Genomic DNA, 19,741 nt, shown 5'->3' on the forward strand with positions numbered 1-19,741 from the left:
GGCTTGCCGCGCGGGCGGGGGCATGGGAGGCTGGCGGCCATGGCCAGCTCTCCTGCTCCGCACGCCCGGCTGAGCGCGTCCCATCGGGCGCTGGCGATGGTGCTGGCGCTCGCCTTCGCTGCGCTGCCGCTGGCCGTCCTGCTGCAGGGAATCAGGGTGCGGATCCTGCGCGATCCGCCCGCGCCGGCGACGCAGGTGGCTTTCGTGCCGCTGCCGCCGCCCGATGCCGATGCGCCGCCGGCGGAGCCGTTGCGCCCGGCGGGATCCGGGCCCGCGGCGGCGCCGGTCGCGGTGATCCCGGTCGTGGCGGCGCCGGCCAGCGGGCCCGTATCGCCGATATCTATGGGATCGGCCACCGGTGCCCTCGCGGGCGATGGCGCGGGCCCGGCGGAGGGCGCGCGGCCGCCCGTTGCCCCACCGGCCGTCCTTCCGCCTTTGCCGGCGCCCATGCCCGCGAGCGCGAACGGCGAGGGCAGGCTGTTTCCGGCAAGCTGGGCCGAGGTGCCCAGCCAGCGGCTGCTGGGCAAGCACAATCCGCCGCGCGCGCGGTATGAAGGCGTCAGCGGTGGCGCGCTCCTCGCCTGCCGCGTCCTGCCCTCGCGCCGGCTCGCCGACTGCGCGGTGCTGCGTGAGACGCCGGAAGGCTATGGCTTCGGCAAGGCGGCGCTGGAGGCCGCGGCGGATTTCCGCGTGAACCCGCCGATGCTCGACGGCCAGGCCGTTGCCGGTGGCCGGGTGGCGGTCCCCGTCGCCTTCCGCAACCGCGAGCCCCGGCCCTAGCGGCGTTCCTTGTAGAGCTGGTACAGCTCCTTCACGCATTGCCAGGCGGAGATCGCCGCGACCACGACCACCGCGATCTCCAGGCTCTTGTCGAGGCTCTGCTGGATCTTCGCGACCTTGTCCGCATCGGTGCCGGCAACGATCACGATCCGCTCCGCCGCGTGCAGCACCGCGGCGATGGCGAGCATGCCGGCGGTGCTGCCGAGGATCAGCACGGCGCGCAGCGGCTTCCAGGCCGGCCGGAGGAACCCGACCAGGCTCAGCAGGATCCGCACCCAGACCAGGGCGACCACCGGCCAGTAGAGCGTCGTCCAGACCGGGGCGGCGGTGATCGCCGTCCCGCCGTCGTGCGGGAAGAAGGGGATGGTGAAGGCGCCCGCCCACCAGGCGAGGAAGCCGATGCCGAAGGCGATCTCGAACACCGGCTCCCAGCGCTTGCGCGGCGGCAGGTCGAGGCGGAGCTTGCCGAGATCGGGCAGTTCCTCGGGTTTCCAGCGGGCGAGATAGGCGTCGAGCCAGCCGGCCTGCTCGATCGCCGCGAAGGCCAGCGTGATCAGTGCGCCGATGGTCAGCAGCGTATTCGCGGCATCGCCCAGCCCTTGCGACAGGGCGTGGAAGAAGGGCTCGCTGCCCACCGCGATCCGCCCGGCGATCTTCACCGCTTCGATCACCGCGAAGACCGCCAGCAGGATCCGCAGCACGAACCAGTAGAAGGGGAACAGTTCCGCGCCGATCAGCACCTGCCGGTCGTGATACCGGCCGGCGACGGTGAGCGGATGGCCGAATTCCCTGAGGAGCCGGCTGACTTCGTCCTTGTCGAGCGAGCGGCCCAGCGCTTCCTCGCGATCCTCGATGCGGGCGGCGATCAGGTCGGCCAGCTCGGCGACGATGTCGTCGGCCTTGGCCGAGGGCAGGTTCCAGCGCACCGCGCCGAGATAGCGTTCGATGAGGTCCATCACTTTTCTCCCTCGGTGAGGCGCAGGATCGATTCCGAGATCGCATTCCATTCGGCGAGAAGCTGGCCGAGCACGTGCAGGCCGTCGGGCGTGAGGCGGTAGAAGCGCTTGTTGCGCTTGGCTTCCTCGCGCCATTCGCTGATGAGCAGCCCCTGCGCCTCCAGCCGGCGGAGCAACGGGTAGAGCGCACCTTCGTCGATCGGCAGCCCCGCTTCCTCCAGGCTGGTGCGCAGCGTGTAGCCGTAGCGCTCCTCGCGCAGTGCCCCGAGCACCGCCAGCACCAGCGATCCGCGCCGCAGCTCGACGCGCAGTTTCTCGAACAGGTCTTCCTCGACCGGCATCGTCCTGTGCCTCATATCGTGTATGACACATACTATGTAGCACACAGTATATGAGGCCGCAAGCGCTCTCGAGGATCGTTTCGCAGAGGTTCGCGATCCGGGGCGGCCCGCACTTGTTTCGCCGGTGCATGGCGCATGCGAACACAATCTGTTAGCGCGCATCCATGCCCGTTTCCGCAGCCGCCTCGGCCCGTGAGATACTGACGCGCCTCCACGACGTGATGGCGTCGCGCAACCCGGCGCAATCGAAGCTCAATTCGGTGGTCAACATCATCGGCGAGGCGCTGTCGAGCGAGGTCTGCTCGATCTATCTGTTGCGCGAGGGGCTGCTCGAGCTGTTCGCGACGCGCGGCCTCGCGCAGGAGGCGGTCCACGTCACCAAGCTCGCGCTGGGCGAGGGTCTGGTCGGCACCATCGCCCAGAATGTGGAGACACTGAACCTCGACGAGGCCGAGCTGCATCCCGCCTTCGCCTATCGCCCCGAGACGGGCGAGGAGGCGTTCCACAGCTTTGCCGGCGTGCCGATCATCCGGCGCGAGCGGGCCGTGGGAGTGCTCGCCGTGCAGCATGCCGAATCGCGCCGCTACGAGAGCGAGGAGATCGAGGCGTTGCAGACCGTGGCGATGGTGCTTTCCGAATTGATCGCCAATGCCGATCTGATCGATCCGGCGAGTGGAGGCGGCTCCACCCGGCTCCAGTCGACCGCCCCCGAGCTGGGCCATGGCTTCAAGCTGGTCGACGGCATGGCCGCCGGCGTCGCGGTGTTCCACCAGCCGCGCATCGTGATCGAGCATACCGTCGCCGAGGATACCGAAGCGGAGCGCCACCGCGTCTATGCCGCGTTCGACAAGATGCGCGAGCAGATCGACCGGATGGCGAGCCAGGCCGAGTTCGGCGGCGGCGGCGAGCAGGACGAGATTCTCGCGACCTACAAGATGTTCGCCTATGACGAAGGCTGGTCGCGCCGGATCAACGAGGCGATCGATTCGGGCCTCACCGCCGAGGCGGCGATCGAGCGCGTCCAGCAGCGCACCCGCCAGCGCATGCGCGAGATCGACGATCCGCTGCTGCGCGATCGGATGCACGATCTGGAGGATCTCTCCAACCGGCTGCTCCGCATCGTCTCGGGCCAGCTCGGCACCGCGGCGCAGATGGGGCTGCGGCAGGATTCGATCCTGATCGCGCGCAACCTCGGCCCGGCGGAACTGCTCGAATATGATCGCCGGCGCCTGAAGGGCGTGGTGCTGGAGGAAGGCTCGCTCACCGCGCACGTCACCATCGTCGCACGCGCCATGGGCGTGCCGGTGCTGGGGCGGGTCCGCAACATCCGCCAGATGATCGCCGAGGGCGACATGCTGCTGCTCGACACGAGCGAGGAGAGCCTGTTCGTCCGCCCCACCCAGGCGATGCAGGAGGCGTTCGAGGCCAAGCTCGAGCTCAGCCAGAAGCGCCGCGCCGCCTTCGCCCAGATGCGCGGCGTCGCTCCGGTGACGACCGATGGCCACCGCGTGACGGTGATGGTCAATGCCGGCCTGCGCGACGACATGGCCGCGCTCGACCTTACCGGCGCCGACGGCATCGGCCTGTTCCGCACCGAATTCCAGTTCCTGGTCTCGGCCACCCTGCCCCAGCGCGAGATGCAGCGCCGCCTCTACAAGGATGTGCTGGATGCGGCGGGGGACCGCCCCGTCACCTTCCGCACCGTCGATATCGGCGGCGACAAGGCGCTGCCCTATCTCAACCATGACGAGGATGGCGAGGAAGAGAATCCCGCGATGGGCTGGCGGGCGCTGCGCCTCGCGCTCGATCGCGACGGCCTGATGAAGGCGCAGGCGCGCGCGCTGATCGAGGCCGGCGCCGGCCGCGCGCTCAACATCATGTTCCCGATGGTCTCGGAGCCCTGGGAGTTCGATGCGGCGCGCGAGCTGTTCGAGGCACAGCGCAGCTGGCTGGCCGCGCGCGGCCGCAAGATGCCGACCGAGATCCGTTATGGCGCGATGCTCGAAGTGCCGGCGCTGGCGGAGGTGCTCGACCTGCTCCTGCCGCGGCTCGACTTCCTGTCGATCGGCACCAACGACCTCACCCAGTTCCTGTTCGCCGCCGATCGCGCGCACCCCAAGCTGGCGCTGCGCTATGATTGGCTGAGCCCGTCGATCCTGCGCTTCCTAAAGCGCGTGGCGGACCAGTGCCGGGCGGGCGGCGTGCCGGTGGGCGTGTGCGGCGAGATGGGCGGGCGGCCCCTGGAAGCGCTGGCGCTGCTCGGGCTCGGCATCGATCGCCTGTCGATCACGCCCGCCGCGGTGGGGCCGATCAAGGCGATGGTCCGCTCGGTCGATCGGGGCGCGCTGATGACGGCGATGGCCGGGATGCTGGCCGATCCGGGCAGCTCGCTGCGCGACCAGCTGGAGGCATGGGCGAGCGAACATTCCGTCGAACTGGCCTGATCTGCCGGCAAAATCACCCTGGCCGGCGTTGACAGGCGGGGCTTGGTGAACGACAGCTTCAGCCGTCGGCGGGAGCAACGGGCGCAACCCTTCCGCCCGGAGAGTATGGATGGAAGGCGAAGCCGCCGAAGACCCGACCCTGTTTCCCGCCAGCGTGGGCGAGAAGCTGCGTGCCGCGCGCGAGGCCCAGGGCCTCGACCTTCCCGAGATCGCCGCGCGCACCCGCATTCCGCAGCGCCATCTCGAGGCGATCGAGAAGGGCAATTATGCCGGGCTTCCATCGATCACCTATGCGCTGGGCTTCGCCAAGGCCTATGCCCGCGCGGTCGGCGCCGACGAAGTGATGATCGCGCGCGAACTGCGCACCGAGCTCCACCGCAATCCCGAGCGCGCCGCGCCGGTGCCTGCCTATGAGACCAGCGATCCGGCGCGGGTGCCGCCGCGCGGGATCGTCATCTTCGGCGTCGTCCTGGCGCTGCTGCTGGTGGTGGGCGGGGTGCTCTATTACGGCACCGACCTGTTCCGCGGCAGCGCGCCCGCGCCCGAGACGCTGGCGACCGAGGAGCCGGTGGCGAACGCGGCCGACAATGCCAGCATCGCCAATGCCGCCGCACCCGTGGCGGCCGCCGGCGGCCAGGTCTCGCTGATCGCGCTCGATACCGTCTGGATCCGCGTCACCGATGCCAAGGGCACCAAGCTCGTCGAGAAGGAACTCGCGCCCGGCGAGCGCTACGACGTGCCGGCCGATGCCGATCATCCGCGCATCCGCACCGGCGGTCCCGAGAAGATCCAGGTGACGCTCAACGGCTCGAACGTGGATCCGCTCGGTCGCGCCGGCACGACGGTGGATGTCGAGGTGAGCGCCGATGCGCTGCGCACCCGCGGCCAGCCGGGTGCCTCGCCGACGCCGGCCGCACCGGCCGCCGTGGGGCCGACCGCGCGCCGCGAGCGTCCGGCCGCGCGCCTCTCGGTCGCGACGCCGGCGCCGACGCCCGTCGAACCGGCTGCGACGAGCACTGGCAACAGCGCGCCGTAAGGACTGGCGAGGCGTGCGGCCTCCCGGCTATAGCGGACGAATTCTCCATGTCTGACCTGCACCGGGGGGTGTGATCGATGCGTTTTCTTCTTGCCGCCACTGCAATGGCCATCGTCTTCGGCGCCGGCACCGCCCAGGCCCAGGATTCCGCGCTCTCCGGGCGCGTCGACCGGCTCGAGCGCGAGATGCGCGCCGTGCAGCGCAAGGTGTTCCCGGGCGGCGCCGGCCAGACGGTGGAGCCGCAGATCACGCCCGAGACCAGCACCAGCGTGCCCGGCACGCCGTCGGGCACGCCGCTGATCGACCTGACCCAGCGCGTCACCGCGATCGAGGAGCAGCTGCGCACGCTCACCGGCCAGGTCGAGCAGGGCCAGTATCGCCTGCGCCAGCTCGAGGATGCCTTCGCCGCCTATAAGCGCGGCACCGATGCGCGCATCAAGGGGATCGAGGACCGGGCGACCGCCAATGCCGCGCTGGGCGGCGAGGACACGACGGTGCCGGGCGATACCGCCGGCGCGGCGATCCGCCCGCCCGCGACCGGCACGCGCCCGGCCACGCCGCCTCCGGCCGCGGGCACCACGACGCCCGCCACGCCCAAGCCCACCGGCACGCGCGCCCAGCAGGTGGCGGCGATCGAGAAGCCCAATACGGGCGATCCCGCCGAGGACGGCTATACCTATGGCTTCCGCCTGTGGCAGGCGAAGCTCTATCCGGAGGCGCGCCGCGAGCTCGAGGCGGTGGCGACCAAATATCCGACGCATCGCCGCGCCAGCTATTCGCAGAACCTGCTCGGCCGCGCCTATCTCGATAGCGGCGCGCCCAGCCTGGCGGCGGTGGCCTTTTACGAGAATTACAAGAAGAACCCCAAGGGCGAGCGGGCGCCCGACAGCCTCTATTATCTAGCCCAGGCGCTCATCAAGCTGAAGAAGCCCGCCACCGAGGTCTGCAAGGTCTATACCGAGCTCGACCAGCTATATGGCGACAAGCTTTCGATCGAGATGAAGACCGGCGTGGCGGAGGGCCGTGCAAGCCAGAAGTGCAAGTGACCGGCCGGCGCCCGACCGGGAGAAGGTCGAGCGCTTCCGCCGGGATTGCGAGGCGCTGACCGGCGGCGCCCTCGGCGAGGGGCGCCCTCTGGCCCTGGCCGTCTCGGGCGGGGCGGACAGCCTGGCGCTGCTCCTGCTCGCCCATGCGGCCTTTCCCGGTGCGGTGGTCGCGGCGACCGTCGATCATGGCCTGCGCCCGGAAGCGGCGCAGGAAGCGATGCTCGTCCGGCAGCTATGTGATCGGATCGAGGTCCCGCACGAGACGCTTGCCGGGGAAATGCCCGTTGCCGGCAATCTCCAGCAGGGCGCGCGGGCGCTGCGCTATGCGCTGCTCGCCGATTGGGCGGCGGGCCGGGCCGCCTGGCTCGCGACGGCGCACCAGCAGGACGATGTCGCCGAGACCTTCCTGATGCGGGCCCGGCGCGGTGCGGGCGTGGGCGGGCTGGCCGCGATGGCGGCGGCGCGGCCGCTCGGCGGCGTCACGCTGATCCGCCCGCTGCTCCACTGGACGCGGGCGGAACTGGAGGCGCTCGTCGCGGATGCGGGGATCGTGCCGGTGCGCGATCCCTCCAACGCCGATCCGCGCTTCGATCGCGCCCGCATCCGCGCCTTGCTGGCACGGGCGGGGGAATTGCCCGCCGATCGGCTTGCCGCCGCCGCGCGCAACCTGCGCGATGCCGAGGACGCGCTGGCCTGGATCGCCGATCGCGAATGGCGCGCGCGCGCGGTGGCCGAGGGCGGTGCGGTTGCGCTCGATCCCGGCGGCCTGCCCCGCGAACTCCGCCGCCGCCTCGTCGAGCGGGCGGTGGCGACCGTCCGCGCCGCGCACGGCCTCGGCCCCGATTGGCGGGAGACCGGGCTCGACCCGCTGCTCGCCGCGCTCGATGCCGGAGGCACCGGTACGATTGCGGAAGTGATCGGGAAGGCGAAGGCTGCTATCTGGCATTTCGCGCTGGCGCCACCGCGTCGATCACACTGATCGACGCTGTTCCATTGCCATTAACTTGGCCGTGCCTATCTTGGGCAGCGGAAAGGTACCGAATCCGCATGAGCGACAACGACAAGCAGCAGGGCCCCGACAATGGGGGCAGCAACCCCTGGATGAAGAGCCTGTTGATCTGGGTGGGCATCCTGGCGGCGCTGGCCCTGTTCGTGACGATCTTCGACAATCGCAACGCCACCGCGCCGGGCGATGCCGTGGCCTATTCCGACTTCATGGCCAAGGTGAACAATGGCGAAGTGAAGTCGGTGAACATCTCGCGTGCCACCGGCGTGGTCAGCGGCGAACTGTCGAACGGCGGCAAGTTCCGCACGAACGCGCCCGAGGATCCCTCGATGATCGGGACGCTGCTCGCGAAGAACGTCAGGGTCTCGGCCCGCGCCGAGGAAGGTCCGAACATCTGGATCTACCTTCTCTACCAGTCGCTGCCGTTCCTGCTGATGCTCGGCATTGCCTTCTTCGTGATCCGCCAGATGCAGAAGGGCTCGGGCTCGGGCGCGATGGGCTTCGGCAAGTCGCGCGCGCGCCTGCTGACGCAGAAGGAAGGCAAGGTCACCTTCGACGACGTCGCCGGCATCGACGAGGCGCGCGAGGAGCTGCAGGAGATCGTCGAGTTCCTCAAGGACCCGACCAAGTTCGCCCGTCTGGGCGGCAAGATCCCCAAGGGCGCGCTGCTGGTCGGTTCGCCCGGCACCGGCAAGACGCTGCTCGCCCGCGCCATCGCCGGCGAGGCGGGCGTGCCGTTCTTCACCATTTCGGGTTCGGACTTCGTCGAGATGTTCGTCGGCGTCGGCGCGTCCCGTGTCAGGGACATGTTCGAGCAGGCCAAGAAGTCGGCCCCGTGCATCGTCTTCATCGACGAGATCGACGCCGTCGGCCGCTCGCGTGGCGCCGGCCTCGGCAACCAGAATGACGAGCGCGAGCAGACGCTCAACCAGCTGCTCGTCGAAATGGACGGCTTCGAGGCGAACGAAGGCATCATCATCATCGCGGCGACCAACCGCCCCGATGTGCTCGATCCCGCGCTGCTGCGCCCGGGCCGCTTCGACCGCCAGGTCCAGGTGCCGCGTCCGGACATCGAAGGCCGGGTGAAGATCCTCCAGGTCCATATGAAGAAGGTGCCGCTGGCGCCCGACGTCGAGCCGCGGGTGATCGCACGCGGCACGCCGGGCTTTTCGGGCGCGGACCTCGCCAATCTCGTCAACGAGGCCGCCCTGCTCGCTGCCCGCCGCGGCAAGCGGCTGGTCGCGGCGCAGGAGTTCGACGATGCGCGCGACAAGGTGCTGATGGGCGCCGAACGCCGCTCGATGGTGATGACCGACGACGAGAAGCGGATGACCGCCTATCACGAAGCCGGCCACGCCCTGGTGTTCGCGCACGAGCCGACCGCCGATCCGATCCACAAGGCGACGATCATTCCGCGCGGCTTCGCGCTCGGCATGGTCCAGCCGCTGCCGGAGCGGGATTCGTACAGCTATCACCGCGACAAGATGCATGCCGATATCGCCGTCGCATTCGGTGGCCGTATCGCCGAGGAGCTGATCTTCGGCTATGACAAGGTCTCGTCGGGCGCCTCGAACGATATCATGCAGGCGACGCGTCTCGCCCGCGCGATGGTGACGAAATGGGGCCTGTCGGACGAAGTCGGGCCGCTCGACTTCTCCGAAAGCGACGAAAGCTATGGCTATGCGATCTCTCGCGCCAAGCCGATGTCGGACGAGACGGCGCGGCTGATCGACATGGAAGTGAAGCGCTTCGTCGAGCGCGGCCTCGGCCGTGCCCGCCAGCTGCTGACCGACCATATCGACCAGCTCCACACCATCGCCCAGGCGCTGCTCGAATATGAGACGCTGACCGGCGAGGAGATCAAGCGGCTGATCGCCGGCGAGGATCTCGGCCGCGAGGATCCGGGTGCCGCCGCGCGGCCGGTCTCGGTGGCGGGAACCTCGATCCCCAAGATCCGCAAGCCCAAGGGGCCGTTCGGCCAGCCGGCGCCGCAGGGCGCCTGAGCCGGACGATCGGCCGGAACGAAAACCCTCTCCCGAGCGATCGGGGGAGGGTTTTTCTTTGGAGGGAATGTCAGGCGTTGGGGCGTTTCGTCTGTCCGTCCGCTTCCCGGAAACCTTCCCGTATCTCATGCTCGATCTGGAGTGTGGACAGCCGATCCTCGAAATCCCGAAGCGCGGCCATCTCATATTCGATGAAGCCGACGCAGCCCCAGCAATCACCGCCGCAATCGGCGGACAGGAGATCGTCCTGCACGTCGAGCGGGCGCTTGCAGATATGGCAGGCCCCCGCTGCCATCCTCAGCGATCCCTTCGCGGCGCCTGGCTCACCCGAACAGCCCCAGCGCCACCAGGATCAGCACGAAGATCGCCAGGATCCAGGTGATGAAGAAGGTCAGCACCCAGGCGCGCATGAACGCCGAGAACCAGCCCAGCTGATAGGCCTGTTGGAGCTGGCGCGTCACATGGACGAAAGGAAGCGCGAGCGCCGCCACCGCCAGCCAGCCGCCGCCCAGCCCGGCCGCGGCGACGATCGCCACCACGATGTAGAAGAGCGACATGAACGTGATCGAATAGGTGACGAACACCGCATGATCGTAGAGCTTGTATTGCCGCTTCCAGAAGAACAGCGCCCATAGGAACGGCACCGAGAGCGGGATCAGCAGCCAGGAGAATTTGTAGCTGGCCGACTGGAGCTTGTACATCATCAGCGCCGGGTTCTTCTGCCACTTCTCGATGCCGTGATCGAGCGCGTGCCAGCCGGTATGGGCTTGCGCGGCCGACGCGTCGAGATGGCCGCCGCCCAGCGACTTCGCCGCCTTGTCGAGCCCGGCCAGCCCCTGCTGGGCATCGGCAATGCGCTCGCGATACTCGGCCTTGTCCTCCTCGTCGGTGGCCGCGGCGAGCTTTCGCTGCGCCTTGTCGAGCTTGGCCTGCGTATCCTTGCGGGCATAGTCGATCGCGGCGAAGGGCTTCATGTTGCCGGCATTGAGCTCGGTCGGCGCCGAAATCCCCACCCAGGAAAAGACCGCGAACATCGCGAAGACCGAAAAGAGGAAGATCGCCATCGGCGATACGAAGCGCGCGCGCTCGCCGGCGATGTAGCGCCGCGTCAGCTCGCCGGGCCGCCAGGCGAGCATCGGCAGAGTGCGCCACAGCTTGCCCTCGAAATGGAAGACGCCGTGCAGGATGTCGTGCCCGATCGCCGAAAGCGAGCGATGGACATGCCCCGCCTGGCCGCAATTATGACAATGCGATCCGATCAGCGCCGTGCCGCAATTGAGGCACAGGCCGTGCCCGTCATCGCCCGCCGCGCCATGCCCTTCGCCCGCCCGCGGCTCGACCGCGCGGCCGAGCAACGCCCCCGTCGCCAGTTCCCCGGCTGCTTCGATTCCCCCCGACATGGCGCCGGACCTATCAGCTTGATCTTGCACGTGCTAGGCGCAAGCGCAGCATGACCGACACCGCAGCCCTGATCGCCCGGATGGCCCAACGCGCCCGTCGCGCCGCGGTGCAGCTCGCCGCCATGCCGACCCCGGCCAAGGCCGCCGCGCTGCGCGCCGCCGCCGCCGCGATCCGGGCCGATACCCAGGCTATCCAGGCTGCCAATGCCGAGGATATGGCCGCTGCCGAAGCCGATGGCCTGTCGGGCGCGCTGCTCGATCGCCTGAAGCTCGATGCCGGGCGGATCGAGGCCATGGCCGCCGGCGTCGAGGCGGTGGCCGCGCTCGCCGATCCGGTCGGCGACGTGATCGACCGGGTCGAGCGGCCCAATGGCCTGGTGCTCACCCGCGTTCGCGTGCCGATCGGCGTGATCGGCATCATCTATGAGAGCCGGCCCAACGTCACCGCCGATGCCGGCGCGCTCTGCGCCATGGCGGGCAATGCCGCGATCCTGCGCGGCGGCTCGGAAGCGATCCGCTCGAACCGCGCGATCCATGCGGCGCTCGCGCGTGGCCTGGCCGAGGGCGGCATGCCCGAGGATGCGGTGCAGCTCGTCCCCGTCACCGATCGCGCCGCGGTCGGCGCGATGCTCGTCGCCGAGGGGGCGATCGACATGATCGTGCCGCGTGGCGGCAAGAGCCTGGTCGCCCGCGTCCAGGCGGAGGCGCGCGTCCCCGTGCTCGCCCATCTCGACGGGCTCAACCACACCTATATCGACGGTGCCGCCGATCCCGCCATGGCGCGGGATCTCGCGCGCAATGCCAAGATGCGCCGCACCGGCATTTGCGGCGCCACCGAGACGCTGCTGATCGACCGTGGCTTCGCCGATCCGCGGCCCGTGCTGGCCGCGCTGGCCGATGCCGGCTGCGAACTGCGCGGCGATGCGGAGATCCGGGCGATCGAGCCGCGCGCGGTCGCCGCCAATGCCGAGGATTGGGACACCGAATATCTCGATTCGATCCTGTCGGTTAAGCTGGTCGACGGGGTGGATGCGGCGATGGCGCACATCGCCGCGCACGGCTCGCATCACACCGACGCGATCGTCACCGCCGACGCTGCCGTTGCCGAGCGCTTCCTGGCGCAGGTCGACAGCGCGATCGTGATGTGGAACGCCTCCACCCAGTTCGCGGATGGCGGCGAGTTCGGCTTGGGCGCCGAGATCGGCATCTCCACCGGCCGCCTCCACGCGCGCGGACCCGTGGCGCTCGAAGGGCTGACGACCTATAAATGGGTGGTGCGCGGCACGGGCCAGGCGCGGCCTTGAACTCTTGAATACGAATGTATACAATAGTGGCATGAGCAAATCCGCCGTCGTTACCGCGCGTCTCGATCACGAGACGCTGGACCTTGTCGACAAGGTTGCGGCCGCGCAGGGTCGAACCCGTGCCGATTTCGCTGCCGAGGCGATCCGGCGCGTTGCGGAGAGTGAAGCCGACTTCATGGCCTTTGTGCAGGTGGGGATCGATGCCGCCGAGCGCGATGAAGTCGTGCCGCATGCCGAAGTCATGGCGGAACTCGAGCAGATGATCGAAAAGCACCGGGCTCGATGCCGGCCCTGATCTGGACGGTACCTGCACGGGATGACATTCGCAGGATTGAAGCCTGGCTCGATGAGAATGCGACGCCTGGTTCCGCCGTCGCGACGCTGACGGCGATCTATCGTCGCGCCGCATTTCTCGCGAATTTTCCCCGGTCGGGACGCCCGTTGAAGAATGGTCTGCGGGTTCTGCGCGTCCTCGATACGCCGCACGTGATCCTGTACCGCGCGACGGAAGCGGCAGTGCAGGTTCTGCGCGTGCATCATGAGCGCGAAGACTGGCTGGTCGAGCCATGAAGCGCATCGGCCTGCTCGGCGGCTCGTTCAATCCGGCGCACCTGGGACATCGCAAGCTCTCGCTCCACGCCGTCCGCGCGCTGGGGCTCGACGAGGTGTGGTGGCTCGTCTCGCCGGGCAATCCGCTGAAGGACAAGGCCGGCATGGCGCCGTTCAAGGCGCGCATGGCCTCGGCCCAGCGCATGGCGCGGCATGCGCCGATCCGCGTGTCGGACATCGAGAAGCGGATCAAGACCCGCTACACCGCCGACACGATCCGCAAATTGCCGCGGCTCTTCCCGCGCCATCGCTTCATCTGGCTGATGGGGGCGGACAATCTGGCCCAGTTCCACAAATGGGAGCGCTGGCGCGATATTGCCGAGCAGGTTCCGATTGCGGTGATCGCGCGTCCGGGGTATGATCGCGAGGCCCATGCAAGTCCTGCAATGGGTTGGCTGCGGCGCGCTGTGCGGCCCGCAGGCCAGGCGAAGAACTGGACGCGTTGGAGATTGCCGGCCCTCGTGCTGTTGCGCTTCCGCCCCGATCCGACTTCGGCGACGAGCCTTCGGGCCGCCGATCCCGCCTGGCACCGGCGTTATGCGGGTGCCCGTCAAAGTGTAACTTTGATGGGAGAAGCTACCGCGTCGTCTCCACAACAAATTCGCACAGACAAGTTGCAACCCTAGGAGGCCCCTTGGCCACATCGTCCAATGTTCTGCGTTCGTCCGATGCCGCTGGTGGCACCGAGGCGCTGCGCCAGCTCGTGATGGCGTCGCTCGACGACGATCAGGCGGTCGAGACGGTCTCGATCCCGCTCGCCGGCAAGAGCAGCATCGCCGATTATATGGTCGTGGCATCCGGCCGTTCGACGCGCCAGGTCGCGTCGATGGCGGTGAAGCTCGCCGACAAGATCAAGGCCGAGTTCGGCCGCACCCCGCGCGTGGAGGGCCTGCCCACCGCCGATTGGGTGCTGATCGACGCGGGCGACGTGATCGTCCACCTGTTCCGCCCCGAGGTGCGCAGCTTCTATAATCTCGAGCGGATGTGGTCGTTCGGCGAAGCCGGCCAGGCGTGATCCGCTAGCAAGGGGGCGGCACGGGCGATGCAGCTCCATATCGTCGCGCGCGGGAAGATCGGCCGCAGCCCGGAGGCGGAGCTGGTCGATCGCTATCTCCGGCGCATCCAATGGCCGACCAGGATGACCGAGCTGCCCGATACGGGCGGCAAGGTTCCCGAGCTTTCGGGCAGCACCCGGATCGTCCTGCTCGACGAGACCGGCGAGAACCTGCCCTCGCGCGTGCTCGCCGAGCGGCTGGGTGCGTGGCGCGACGACGGGGTACGCGAGGCGCGCTTCCTGATCGGCGCGGCGGACGGGTTCGAGGATGCCGATCGCGCCCAGGCCGATCTCCTGCTCAGCTTCGGCCGAGCCACCTGGCCGCACATGCTGGCGCGGGCGATGCTCGCCGAGCAGCTGTGGCGCGCCACTTCCATCCTTGCCAACCACCCCTATCATCGCGAAGGCTGAGCCCGTGCTCCGCCCGCTGATCCTCGGCGCCAGCCTGCTGGCGATCCTCGCCACCGGCAGCTTCGCCGCGGCGCAGGCGCCGAGCCTTGGCGAGCAGCAGGGGCGCCTGCGCGAGGCCAATGCCCAGAGCCGGGCCGCGCAGGCGCGCAGCGCGCAGCTCGAGCGCCAGGCTGCCTCGGAGCGCGACCAGGCCGCCCGCGCACGGGCGCAGGAAGCCGCCGCCGCCGAGCGGATCAAGATGGCCGAGGCCGATATCGCGGCCGCCCGCGCGCGCATCGGCATCGTCGATCGCCAGCTCGCCGCGCAGCGCACGCGCGTCGCGGAGCGCCAGGGGCCGATCCTGCGCCTGATCGCCGCGCTCCAGTCGATGGCCCGCCGCCCGGCGGTGCTCGGCCTGGTCCAGCCCGGGTCGACCAGCGACATGGTCCATGTCCGCGCCGTGCTCGGCACGGTGATGCCCGTGGTCGAGGCCCGCACTCGCGACGTGCGCGCGGAGCTTGGCCGCGTCCGGGCGCTGCGGGCCGACGCGCTCGCCGCGGTCGCGAGCTTCCGCGATGCGCGGCGCCGGATCGAGGACGAGCGGGTCGCCCTGGTCCGGCTCGAGGCGGACCACCGCGCCCGCTCCGCCCAGCTCGCCTCGAGCGCGCTGGTCGAATCGGACCGCGCCATCGCGCTGGGCGAGCGCGCCCGCGAGATCGCCGACCAGATGGAGACGGCGGGCCAGGCCGCGGGGATCCAGGCCGATCTCGCCATGCTTCCCGGCCCGCTGCCGCGCCCCGGCAGTGCCGTCGCCGCGCCCGCGCGCAAGGCCGGCCCGCCCTATATCCTGCCGGTCGCCGGCGCGGTCGTCACCGGCATGGGCGAGCTGTCCCCCACCGGCGTGCGTGCGCGCGGAGTCACGCTCGCCTGCGCGGCCGGCAGCGACGCCGTCGCCCCCGCGGCCGGGCGCATCCTCTTCGCCGGCCCGTTCCGCGACTATGGCGGGGTGGTGATCATCGACCATGGCAATGGCTGGACCAGCTCGGTCACCGGGCTGGGCGGCACCGGCGTCCGCGTCGGCGAGCATGTGGCACAGGGCGCGCGCATCGGCCGCGTCCCGGGCGGTGACGCGCCGCGCATCACCGTCGAGCTCCGTCGTCGCGGCGAGCCCATGGACCTGGCGCGTCTGCTCGGCTGATTGTGCCGTGCATTTGCCGCGATCCCGTCCTAGATTGATCCTCGAACGCGTTTCCGGAAAGTAACTATGCTTCGTTCGTTCCTTCAGGTCACCGCGGCGGTCGGCGCGCTGGCGCTCGTTCCCGTTGCTTCCGGCGCCATGGCCGGCGTGGATACTTCGAGCTTCAAGGAGCTCGATACCTTCATGGAAGTCTACAGCCAGGTGAAGGCGAATTATGTCGAGAAGGTCGACGACGCCACGCTGATGAAGGGTGCGATCCAGGGCATGCTCGCCGCGCTCGATCCGCACAGCAGCTATGCCGACGGGCTCGATTTCGACAATCTGAAGATCCAGACCGACGGCAATTATGGCGGCCTCGGCCTCACCGTCACCCAGGAGGACGGGGCGGTGAAGGTGGTGGCCCCGACCGAGGACACGCCGGCCGCGCGCGCCGGCATGAAATCGGGCGACTTCATCACCCATATCGACGGCAAGTTCATCGTCGGCGGCAGCCTGGACGAGGCGATCGAGAAGATGCGCGGCAAGCCGGGCACCAGCGTCACGCTCACGGTGATCCGCCCGGGCGCCGACAAGCCGCTCACCTTCACCATGAAGCGCGAGATCATCGTGCAGAAGCCGGTGAAGTGGGACGTCAAGGACGGCGTCGGCATCCTGAACATCAACACCTTCACGGCGCAGACCGGGGCGGACACGATCAAGGCGATCCAGGAGATCGACAAGAAGCTGGGCCACAAGCCGCTCGGCTATATCGTCGATCTGCGCGAGAATGGCGGCGGGCTGCTCAGCCAGGCGATCGAAGTGTCCGACATATTCCTGTCGCATGGCGAGATCGTCTCGCAGCGCGGCCGCGAGAAGACCGATATCGAGCGCTGGTATGCCGATGTGAGCGAGCCGGGCATCGTCTCGGTTCCGGGCGACCTCGCCAAGGGCCTGCCGGTGGTCGTGCTGATCGACGCGGGCACCGCCTCCGCCTCCGAAATCGTCGCGGGCGCGCTGCAGGACCATCACCGCGCGCTCGTGATGGGCGTGCGCAGCTTCGGCAAGGGCTCGGTCCAGTCGATCCTGCCGATGGGCCCGCGCGCGGCGCTGCGCCTCACCACCGCGCGCTACTATACGCCGTCGGGGCGCTCGGTGCAGGAAGGCGGCATCAAGCCCGACCTGCTGGTGCCGCAGCTCACCGATCCCGACTACAAGACCCGGCCCTCGATCCGCGAGGCGGACCTGCGCGCGCATCTGATCAACAACGACAAGGTCGACGATTCGGTGCTCGAGGACGATCAGCGCACCGATCCGCGCTTCGCCAAGACGGCGGACCAGCTGAAGAAGGAAGGGATCGACGACTTCCAGCTGCACTATGCGCTGCAGACCATTTCCCGCCTCGGTCCCAAGACCCAGGTTGCCGCGACCCGGAGCAAATAAGCCATGCGCAACGACGGCCTCCGCATCGCGCGCTGGATCGCGCTCCTCCTTCCGCTCGCGCTGGTCGGCGGCGCGCACCTCTCCGAATTGTTCGGGCTGGTGCCGTGCGAGATGTGCTGGTGGCAGCGCTGGCCGCATTATGCCGCGGTGCTGATCGCGCTGTCTTCCTTCCTGGTGAAGGATCGCCGTGCCCAGCTCGGGCTGGTCCTGCTCGCCGGCACGGCCGTGGCGATCAGCGGCGGCATCGGCGTCTTCCATGCCGGCGTCGAGTATAAGTGGTGGCAGGGCATCACCGCCTGCACCGCCCAGGTGCATGGCGGCAGTCCGATGGACATGCTGAACGACGCGCTGCGCCGGCCGCTGATCCGCTGCGACGTGCCGCAATGGACCTTGTTCGGGATCAGCCTTGCCGGCTTCAACGCGATCCTCTCGCTCGGCGGGGCGATCCTGATCTTCCTGCTTGCCACCCGCAGGGGCACCCGCGCATGAGCTGGAAGCCCGGCGATCGGCGCGAGGGGATGCCCTCGATGGTTCGCGTCGACCAGGCGGGCGAATATGGCGCGACGCGCATCTATGCCGGCCAGCTCGCCGTGATGGGCGATCGCACGCCGATGGCGCGGATGATCGCCGGCATGGCCAGCCAGGAAGAGCGCCACCGTGCCTTTTTCGATGCGATGATCGCGCACCGCGGGGTGCGGCCGACTGCGCTCCAGCCCTTCTGGAACATCGCCGGCTTCGCGCTGGGTGCGGCCACGGCGGCGATGGGGCCCGAGGCGGCGATGGCCTGCACCGCCGCGATCGAGACCGAGATCGACCTGCATTATCAGCAACAGCTCGAAGAGATCGGCACGGGCGATCCCGAACTCGCCGAAGCCGTGGCGAAGTTCCGCGACGAGGAGCTCGAGCATCGCGATACCGCGCTCGCGCACGGCGCGGAGCACGCCCCGGCCTATCCGCTGCTGTCCGGATTGATCCGTGCCGGCTGCCGCGCTGCCATTGCGATATCGAAACGGATATAAAGGCCCCATTCAGCCGTTTTGGACCAGGCACGGCACACAGCAGGAGTAAGCCGATGTTGAACAGGATCATGATCATGGGCGCCCTTGCCGCCGTTCCGGTGCTGCTGCCCGCTGCCGCGCAGGCCCAGAACGCGCCGCAGAACGGCGTGCTGGTGATCTATGGCAAGGACAAGTGCCCGACCAACTCGAACGGCGAGGAGATCGTGGTCTGCAAGCGCCTCGACGAGCGCGAGCGCTATCGTATCCCGTCGAACCTGCGCGAGCAGGCCGGTCCGCCGCAGAAGACCGAGAGCTGGGCGGTGCGTTCGCAGGACGCGCTCACTTCGGGCGATTTCGGCACCGGCAGCTGTTCGACCACCGGCGCCGGCGGCGGCACCGGCTGCTTCGTCCGCCAGGCGACCATCGCCCGCGCCGATGTCCGGGCCCGCAAGAAGGCCGAAGAGAATCTGCCGCTGCCCTGAGGCATGCCCGCTTGCGCGGGGGCGACGCGGCTGGCGGGGGTTTCAGGCCCTGACTGGCCAGCGCCCCACCCATTCCGGCGGTTCGCGGCGCAGGCAATCGGCGATGATCCACAGCATCACCATGGCGCGTGCCGCCGCGGCGCAGGCGATATCGATCGTGCTCGCCGCCGGCCAGGCGCCATCCATCCCGGCGAAGAACCAGAATTCGGCGAAATAGGCGAAGATCCCGGTCACCGCGAACAGCGCGACCGGCCATAGCCGCGGCGCGGTCATCACCAGCATCGGCCACAGCCACAAGTCGAACTGCGGCGAATAGACCTTGTTGGTCAGCATGAACCAGGCGAGCAGCGGCGTGGACAGCAGCCAGAGCCGCGCATGGTGGCGCCGCCAGCCCAGGCCGATAATGGCCGCGCCGCCGATCGCGAAAGCGAGCGCGGCGCAGAGATTCTTGTCCGCTATGTCGAGCCGCAGGATGCCGAGATTGCCCAGCACGTCCCAGGTCGCGGCCATGGTGCCGCCGCGCGCTTGCGAGAAACGATAGAACTCGCTCCAGTTCGCCGGCGCGAGCAATGCGACCGGCAGGTTCACCGCCAGCCAGGCGCCGATCGCGGCGAGCTTCACCCAACCGGTGCGCACGATGCGGTGGAACCAGCCGCGGCCCTGCTCGAGGAATGCCGATAGGGCGAACAGGGGCAGCATCACGACTGGGAACAGCTTGGCGGCCACGCCCAGCCCCGCCGCGGCGCCCGCGCCGACCAGCCGGTTCTCGCGCGCCAGCAGCATTGCCCATACCGCCAGCGCGACGGCGATCATGTCCCAGTTATGCCCGACATAGAGGATGAGCGGCGGCGCCGCCGCCCACCACCAGAGCCGCCGCCGGTCCATCCCGGCGCGCCGGAACATCCAGAGGATCAGGAAGGCGAGGGCGATGTTCACCGCCGTCACCACGCCCAGGAACTTGGCGTCGTTGGCGTGGCGCCCGAAGATCAGATGCGTCGCGGCGCCTTCGATCCCGATCGCCGCCCCGGTCAGCACCGGATATTCGATCGGGGTCTGGAGATAGGGGATCTTGCCCTTGTCCACGCCGCGCGCCGTCCAGAAGGGCACCGCATCATTGTAGCAGCCGGTGAGATACTGTTCCGAATCGGTCCAGCCGCCCGGCATGCAATGCTGCTTGAAGCCGAAGCCGAGCAGGCAGGTGATCGCCAGCGCGATCAGCAGCGCGCGAAAATGCCGGTCGATCCTCAATCGCATCGCTGTCCCTTCAAATGCCTT

The 19,741-nt window shown here is 69.1% G+C and carries 22 protein-coding genes; 17 read left to right on the plus strand and 5 right to left on the minus strand.

Annotated elements, in window-relative coordinates; genetic code table 11:
• Positions 1-39: 39 nt before the first annotated feature.
• Positions 40-780: a TonB family protein gene (locus tag CAP40_RS03115; RefSeq protein ID WP_086127874.1), complete on the plus strand. Its 741-nt coding sequence runs from the start codon at positions 40-42 to the stop codon at positions 778-780.
• On the opposite strand, the gene CAP40_RS03120 is transcribed toward CAP40_RS03115, so the two are convergent.
• Positions 777-1,736, minus strand: coding sequence for a hypothetical protein (locus CAP40_RS03120; RefSeq protein ID WP_086127875.1), 960 nt, complete (start codon positions 1,734-1,736; stop codon positions 777-779). The two genes, CAP40_RS03115 and CAP40_RS03120, sit on opposite strands and share 4 nt — an antisense overlap.
• Entirely contained in the window at positions 1,736-2,092 is a 357-nt protein-coding gene (locus CAP40_RS03125) for a PadR family transcriptional regulator (RefSeq protein ID WP_218822100.1), read from the minus strand. Before CAP40_RS03125 ends, CAP40_RS03120 begins: the two co-directional genes overlap by 1 nt.
• 149 nt (positions 2,093-2,241) lie before the next feature.
• On the opposite strand from CAP40_RS03125, the gene ptsP reads away from it, so the two are divergent.
• From ptsP to ftsH, 5 genes are all read left to right on the plus strand, one after another.
• Positions 2,242-4,521, plus strand: a complete 2,280-nt coding sequence (gene ptsP / locus CAP40_RS03130; RefSeq protein WP_086127877.1) for a phosphoenolpyruvate--protein phosphotransferase — start codon at positions 2,242-2,244, stop codon at positions 4,519-4,521.
• 109 nt (positions 4,522-4,630) lie between these two features.
• Positions 4,631-5,557, plus strand: coding sequence for a helix-turn-helix domain-containing protein (locus tag CAP40_RS03135; RefSeq protein ID WP_086127878.1), 927 nt, complete (start codon positions 4,631-4,633; stop codon positions 5,555-5,557).
• Between the two features lie 77 nt (positions 5,558-5,634).
• Complete coding sequence (locus tag CAP40_RS03140) at positions 5,635-6,603, plus strand: tol-pal system YbgF family protein (RefSeq protein WP_086127879.1); 969 nt, start codon at positions 5,635-5,637, stop codon at positions 6,601-6,603.
• On the plus strand, positions 6,581-7,582 hold the full coding sequence (gene tilS / locus CAP40_RS03145; protein ID WP_086127880.1) for a tRNA lysidine(34) synthetase TilS: 1,002 nt from the start codon (positions 6,581-6,583) through the stop codon (positions 7,580-7,582). Before CAP40_RS03140 ends, tilS begins: the two co-directional genes overlap by 23 nt.
• Positions 7,583-7,650: 68 nt before the next feature.
• On the plus strand, positions 7,651-9,612 hold the full coding sequence (gene ftsH, locus CAP40_RS03150) for an ATP-dependent zinc metalloprotease FtsH (RefSeq protein ID WP_086127881.1): 1,962 nt from the start codon (positions 7,651-7,653) through the stop codon (positions 9,610-9,612).
• Positions 9,613-9,682: 70 nt separating this feature from the next.
• Here the strand turns inward: ftsH and CAP40_RS03155 are convergent, their stop codons facing one another.
• Together CAP40_RS03155 and CAP40_RS03160 are read right to left on the minus strand one after the other, a co-directional pair.
• Positions 9,683-9,907, minus strand: coding sequence for a hypothetical protein (locus CAP40_RS03155; RefSeq protein WP_086127882.1), 225 nt, complete (start codon positions 9,905-9,907; stop codon positions 9,683-9,685).
• Between the two features lie 28 nt (positions 9,908-9,935).
• Positions 9,936-11,012, minus strand: coding sequence for a DUF3667 domain-containing protein (locus tag CAP40_RS03160; RefSeq protein ID WP_086127883.1), 1,077 nt, complete (start codon positions 11,010-11,012; stop codon positions 9,936-9,938).
• A gap of 50 nt (positions 11,013-11,062) precedes the next feature.
• Between CAP40_RS03160 and CAP40_RS03165 the strand changes: the two genes are divergently transcribed.
• The 11 genes from CAP40_RS03165 (at position 11,063) to CAP40_RS03215 (ending at position 18,466) form a co-directional block, all read left to right on the plus strand.
• Positions 11,063-12,316 carry a glutamate-5-semialdehyde dehydrogenase gene (locus tag CAP40_RS03165; protein WP_086127884.1) on the plus strand — a complete coding sequence of 418 codons (1,254 nt, stop codon included), beginning with the start codon at positions 11,063-11,065 and terminating at the stop codon, positions 12,314-12,316.
• Between the two features lie 31 nt (positions 12,317-12,347).
• On the plus strand, positions 12,348-12,611 hold the full coding sequence (locus CAP40_RS03170; protein WP_086127885.1) for a CopG family ribbon-helix-helix protein: 264 nt from the start codon (positions 12,348-12,350) through the stop codon (positions 12,609-12,611).
• Complete coding sequence (locus CAP40_RS03175; protein WP_086127886.1) at positions 12,599-12,886, plus strand: type II toxin-antitoxin system RelE/ParE family toxin; 288 nt, start codon at positions 12,599-12,601, stop codon at positions 12,884-12,886. The genes CAP40_RS03170 and CAP40_RS03175 overlap by 13 nt, the downstream gene beginning before the upstream one ends.
• Complete coding sequence (locus CAP40_RS03180; protein WP_086127887.1) at positions 12,883-13,551, plus strand: nicotinate-nucleotide adenylyltransferase; 669 nt, start codon at positions 12,883-12,885, stop codon at positions 13,549-13,551. Before CAP40_RS03175 ends, CAP40_RS03180 begins: the two co-directional genes overlap by 4 nt.
• Positions 13,552-13,631: 80 nt before the next feature.
• Positions 13,632-13,940 (plus strand): ribosome silencing factor, encoded by a 309-nt coding sequence (gene rsfS / locus CAP40_RS03185; RefSeq protein ID WP_137861951.1) that lies wholly within the window; start codon positions 13,632-13,634, stop codon positions 13,938-13,940.
• A 27-nt stretch (positions 13,941-13,967) separates the two neighbouring features.
• Positions 13,968-14,390 (plus strand): 23S rRNA (pseudouridine(1915)-N(3))-methyltransferase RlmH, encoded by a 423-nt coding sequence (locus CAP40_RS03190; RefSeq protein WP_086127888.1) that lies wholly within the window; start codon positions 13,968-13,970, stop codon positions 14,388-14,390.
• A 4-nt stretch (positions 14,391-14,394) separates the two neighbouring features.
• Positions 14,395-15,567 (plus strand): murein hydrolase activator EnvC, encoded by a 1,173-nt coding sequence (locus tag CAP40_RS03195; protein WP_086127889.1) that lies wholly within the window; start codon positions 14,395-14,397, stop codon positions 15,565-15,567.
• A gap of 66 nt (positions 15,568-15,633) precedes the next feature.
• Positions 15,634-16,986, plus strand: a complete 1,353-nt coding sequence (locus CAP40_RS03200; protein WP_086127890.1) for a S41 family peptidase — start codon at positions 15,634-15,636, stop codon at positions 16,984-16,986.
• A gap of 3 nt (positions 16,987-16,989) precedes the next feature.
• On the plus strand, positions 16,990-17,475 hold the full coding sequence (locus CAP40_RS03205; RefSeq protein WP_086127891.1) for a disulfide bond formation protein B: 486 nt from the start codon (positions 16,990-16,992) through the stop codon (positions 17,473-17,475).
• Positions 17,472-18,005 (plus strand): demethoxyubiquinone hydroxylase family protein, encoded by a 534-nt coding sequence (locus CAP40_RS03210; protein ID WP_086127892.1) that lies wholly within the window; start codon positions 17,472-17,474, stop codon positions 18,003-18,005. Before CAP40_RS03205 ends, CAP40_RS03210 begins: the two co-directional genes overlap by 4 nt.
• Before the next feature lie 53 nt (positions 18,006-18,058).
• Complete coding sequence (locus tag CAP40_RS03215; RefSeq protein WP_086127893.1) at positions 18,059-18,466, plus strand: hypothetical protein; 408 nt, start codon at positions 18,059-18,061, stop codon at positions 18,464-18,466.
• A gap of 42 nt (positions 18,467-18,508) precedes the next feature.
• Here the strand turns inward: CAP40_RS03215 and CAP40_RS03220 are convergent, their stop codons facing one another.
• On the minus strand, positions 18,509-19,720 hold the full coding sequence (locus CAP40_RS03220; RefSeq protein ID WP_086127894.1) for a DUF2029 domain-containing protein: 1,212 nt from the start codon (positions 19,718-19,720) through the stop codon (positions 18,509-18,511).
• Positions 19,721-19,741 lie beyond the last annotated feature (21 nt).

The sequence above is a fragment of the Sphingomonas sp. IBVSS2 genome (assembly GCF_002127225.1).
Classification (GTDB): Bacteria; Pseudomonadota; Alphaproteobacteria; order Sphingomonadales; family Sphingomonadaceae; genus Sphingomonas.

Bases quoted from the DNA above. Each gene is read 5' to 3' on its own strand.
- CAP40_RS03120 (WP_086127875.1), bottom strand. From the start codon at position 1,736: ATGGACCTCATCGAACGCTATCTCGGCGCGGTGCGCTGGAACCTGCCC.
- CAP40_RS03155 (WP_086127882.1), bottom strand. From the start codon at position 9,907: ATGGCAGCGGGGGCCTGCCATATCTGCAAGCGCCCGCTCGACGTGCAG.
- ftsH (WP_086127881.1), top strand. From the start codon at position 7,651: ATGAGCGACAACGACAAGCAGCAGGGCCCCGACAATGGGGGCAGCAAC.
- CAP40_RS03125 (WP_218822100.1), bottom strand. From the start codon at position 2,092: ATGAGGCACAGGACGATGCCGGTCGAGGAAGACCTGTTCGAGAAACTG.
- CAP40_RS03135 (WP_086127878.1), top strand. From the start codon at position 4,631: ATGGAAGGCGAAGCCGCCGAAGACCCGACCCTGTTTCCCGCCAGCGTG.
- CAP40_RS03210 (WP_086127892.1), top strand. From the start codon at position 17,472: ATGAGCTGGAAGCCCGGCGATCGGCGCGAGGGGATGCCCTCGATGGTT.
- CAP40_RS03200 (WP_086127890.1), top strand. From the start codon at position 15,634: ATGCTTCGTTCGTTCCTTCAGGTCACCGCGGCGGTCGGCGCGCTGGCG.
- CAP40_RS03170 (WP_086127885.1), top strand. From the start codon at position 12,348: ATGAGCAAATCCGCCGTCGTTACCGCGCGTCTCGATCACGAGACGCTG.
- CAP40_RS03180 (WP_086127887.1), top strand. From the start codon at position 12,883: ATGAAGCGCATCGGCCTGCTCGGCGGCTCGTTCAATCCGGCGCACCTG.
- CAP40_RS03165 (WP_086127884.1), top strand. From the start codon at position 11,063: ATGACCGACACCGCAGCCCTGATCGCCCGGATGGCCCAACGCGCCCGT.
- CAP40_RS03115 (WP_086127874.1), top strand. From the start codon at position 40: ATGGCCAGCTCTCCTGCTCCGCACGCCCGGCTGAGCGCGTCCCATCGG.
- CAP40_RS03190 (WP_086127888.1), top strand. From the start codon at position 13,968: ATGCAGCTCCATATCGTCGCGCGCGGGAAGATCGGCCGCAGCCCGGAG.
- CAP40_RS03175 (WP_086127886.1), top strand. From the start codon at position 12,599: ATGCCGGCCCTGATCTGGACGGTACCTGCACGGGATGACATTCGCAGG.
- CAP40_RS03220 (WP_086127894.1), bottom strand. From the start codon at position 19,720: ATGCGATTGAGGATCGACCGGCATTTTCGCGCGCTGCTGATCGCGCTG.
- CAP40_RS03160 (WP_086127883.1), bottom strand. From the start codon at position 11,012: ATGTCGGGGGGAATCGAAGCAGCCGGGGAACTGGCGACGGGGGCGTTG.
- CAP40_RS03205 (WP_086127891.1), top strand. From the start codon at position 16,990: ATGCGCAACGACGGCCTCCGCATCGCGCGCTGGATCGCGCTCCTCCTT.
- CAP40_RS03215 (WP_086127893.1), top strand. From the start codon at position 18,059: ATGTTGAACAGGATCATGATCATGGGCGCCCTTGCCGCCGTTCCGGTG.
- rsfS (WP_137861951.1), top strand. From the start codon at position 13,632: ATGGCGTCGCTCGACGACGATCAGGCGGTCGAGACGGTCTCGATCCCG.
- ptsP (WP_086127877.1), top strand. From the start codon at position 2,242: ATGCCCGTTTCCGCAGCCGCCTCGGCCCGTGAGATACTGACGCGCCTC.
- CAP40_RS03140 (WP_086127879.1), top strand. From the start codon at position 5,635: ATGCGTTTTCTTCTTGCCGCCACTGCAATGGCCATCGTCTTCGGCGCC.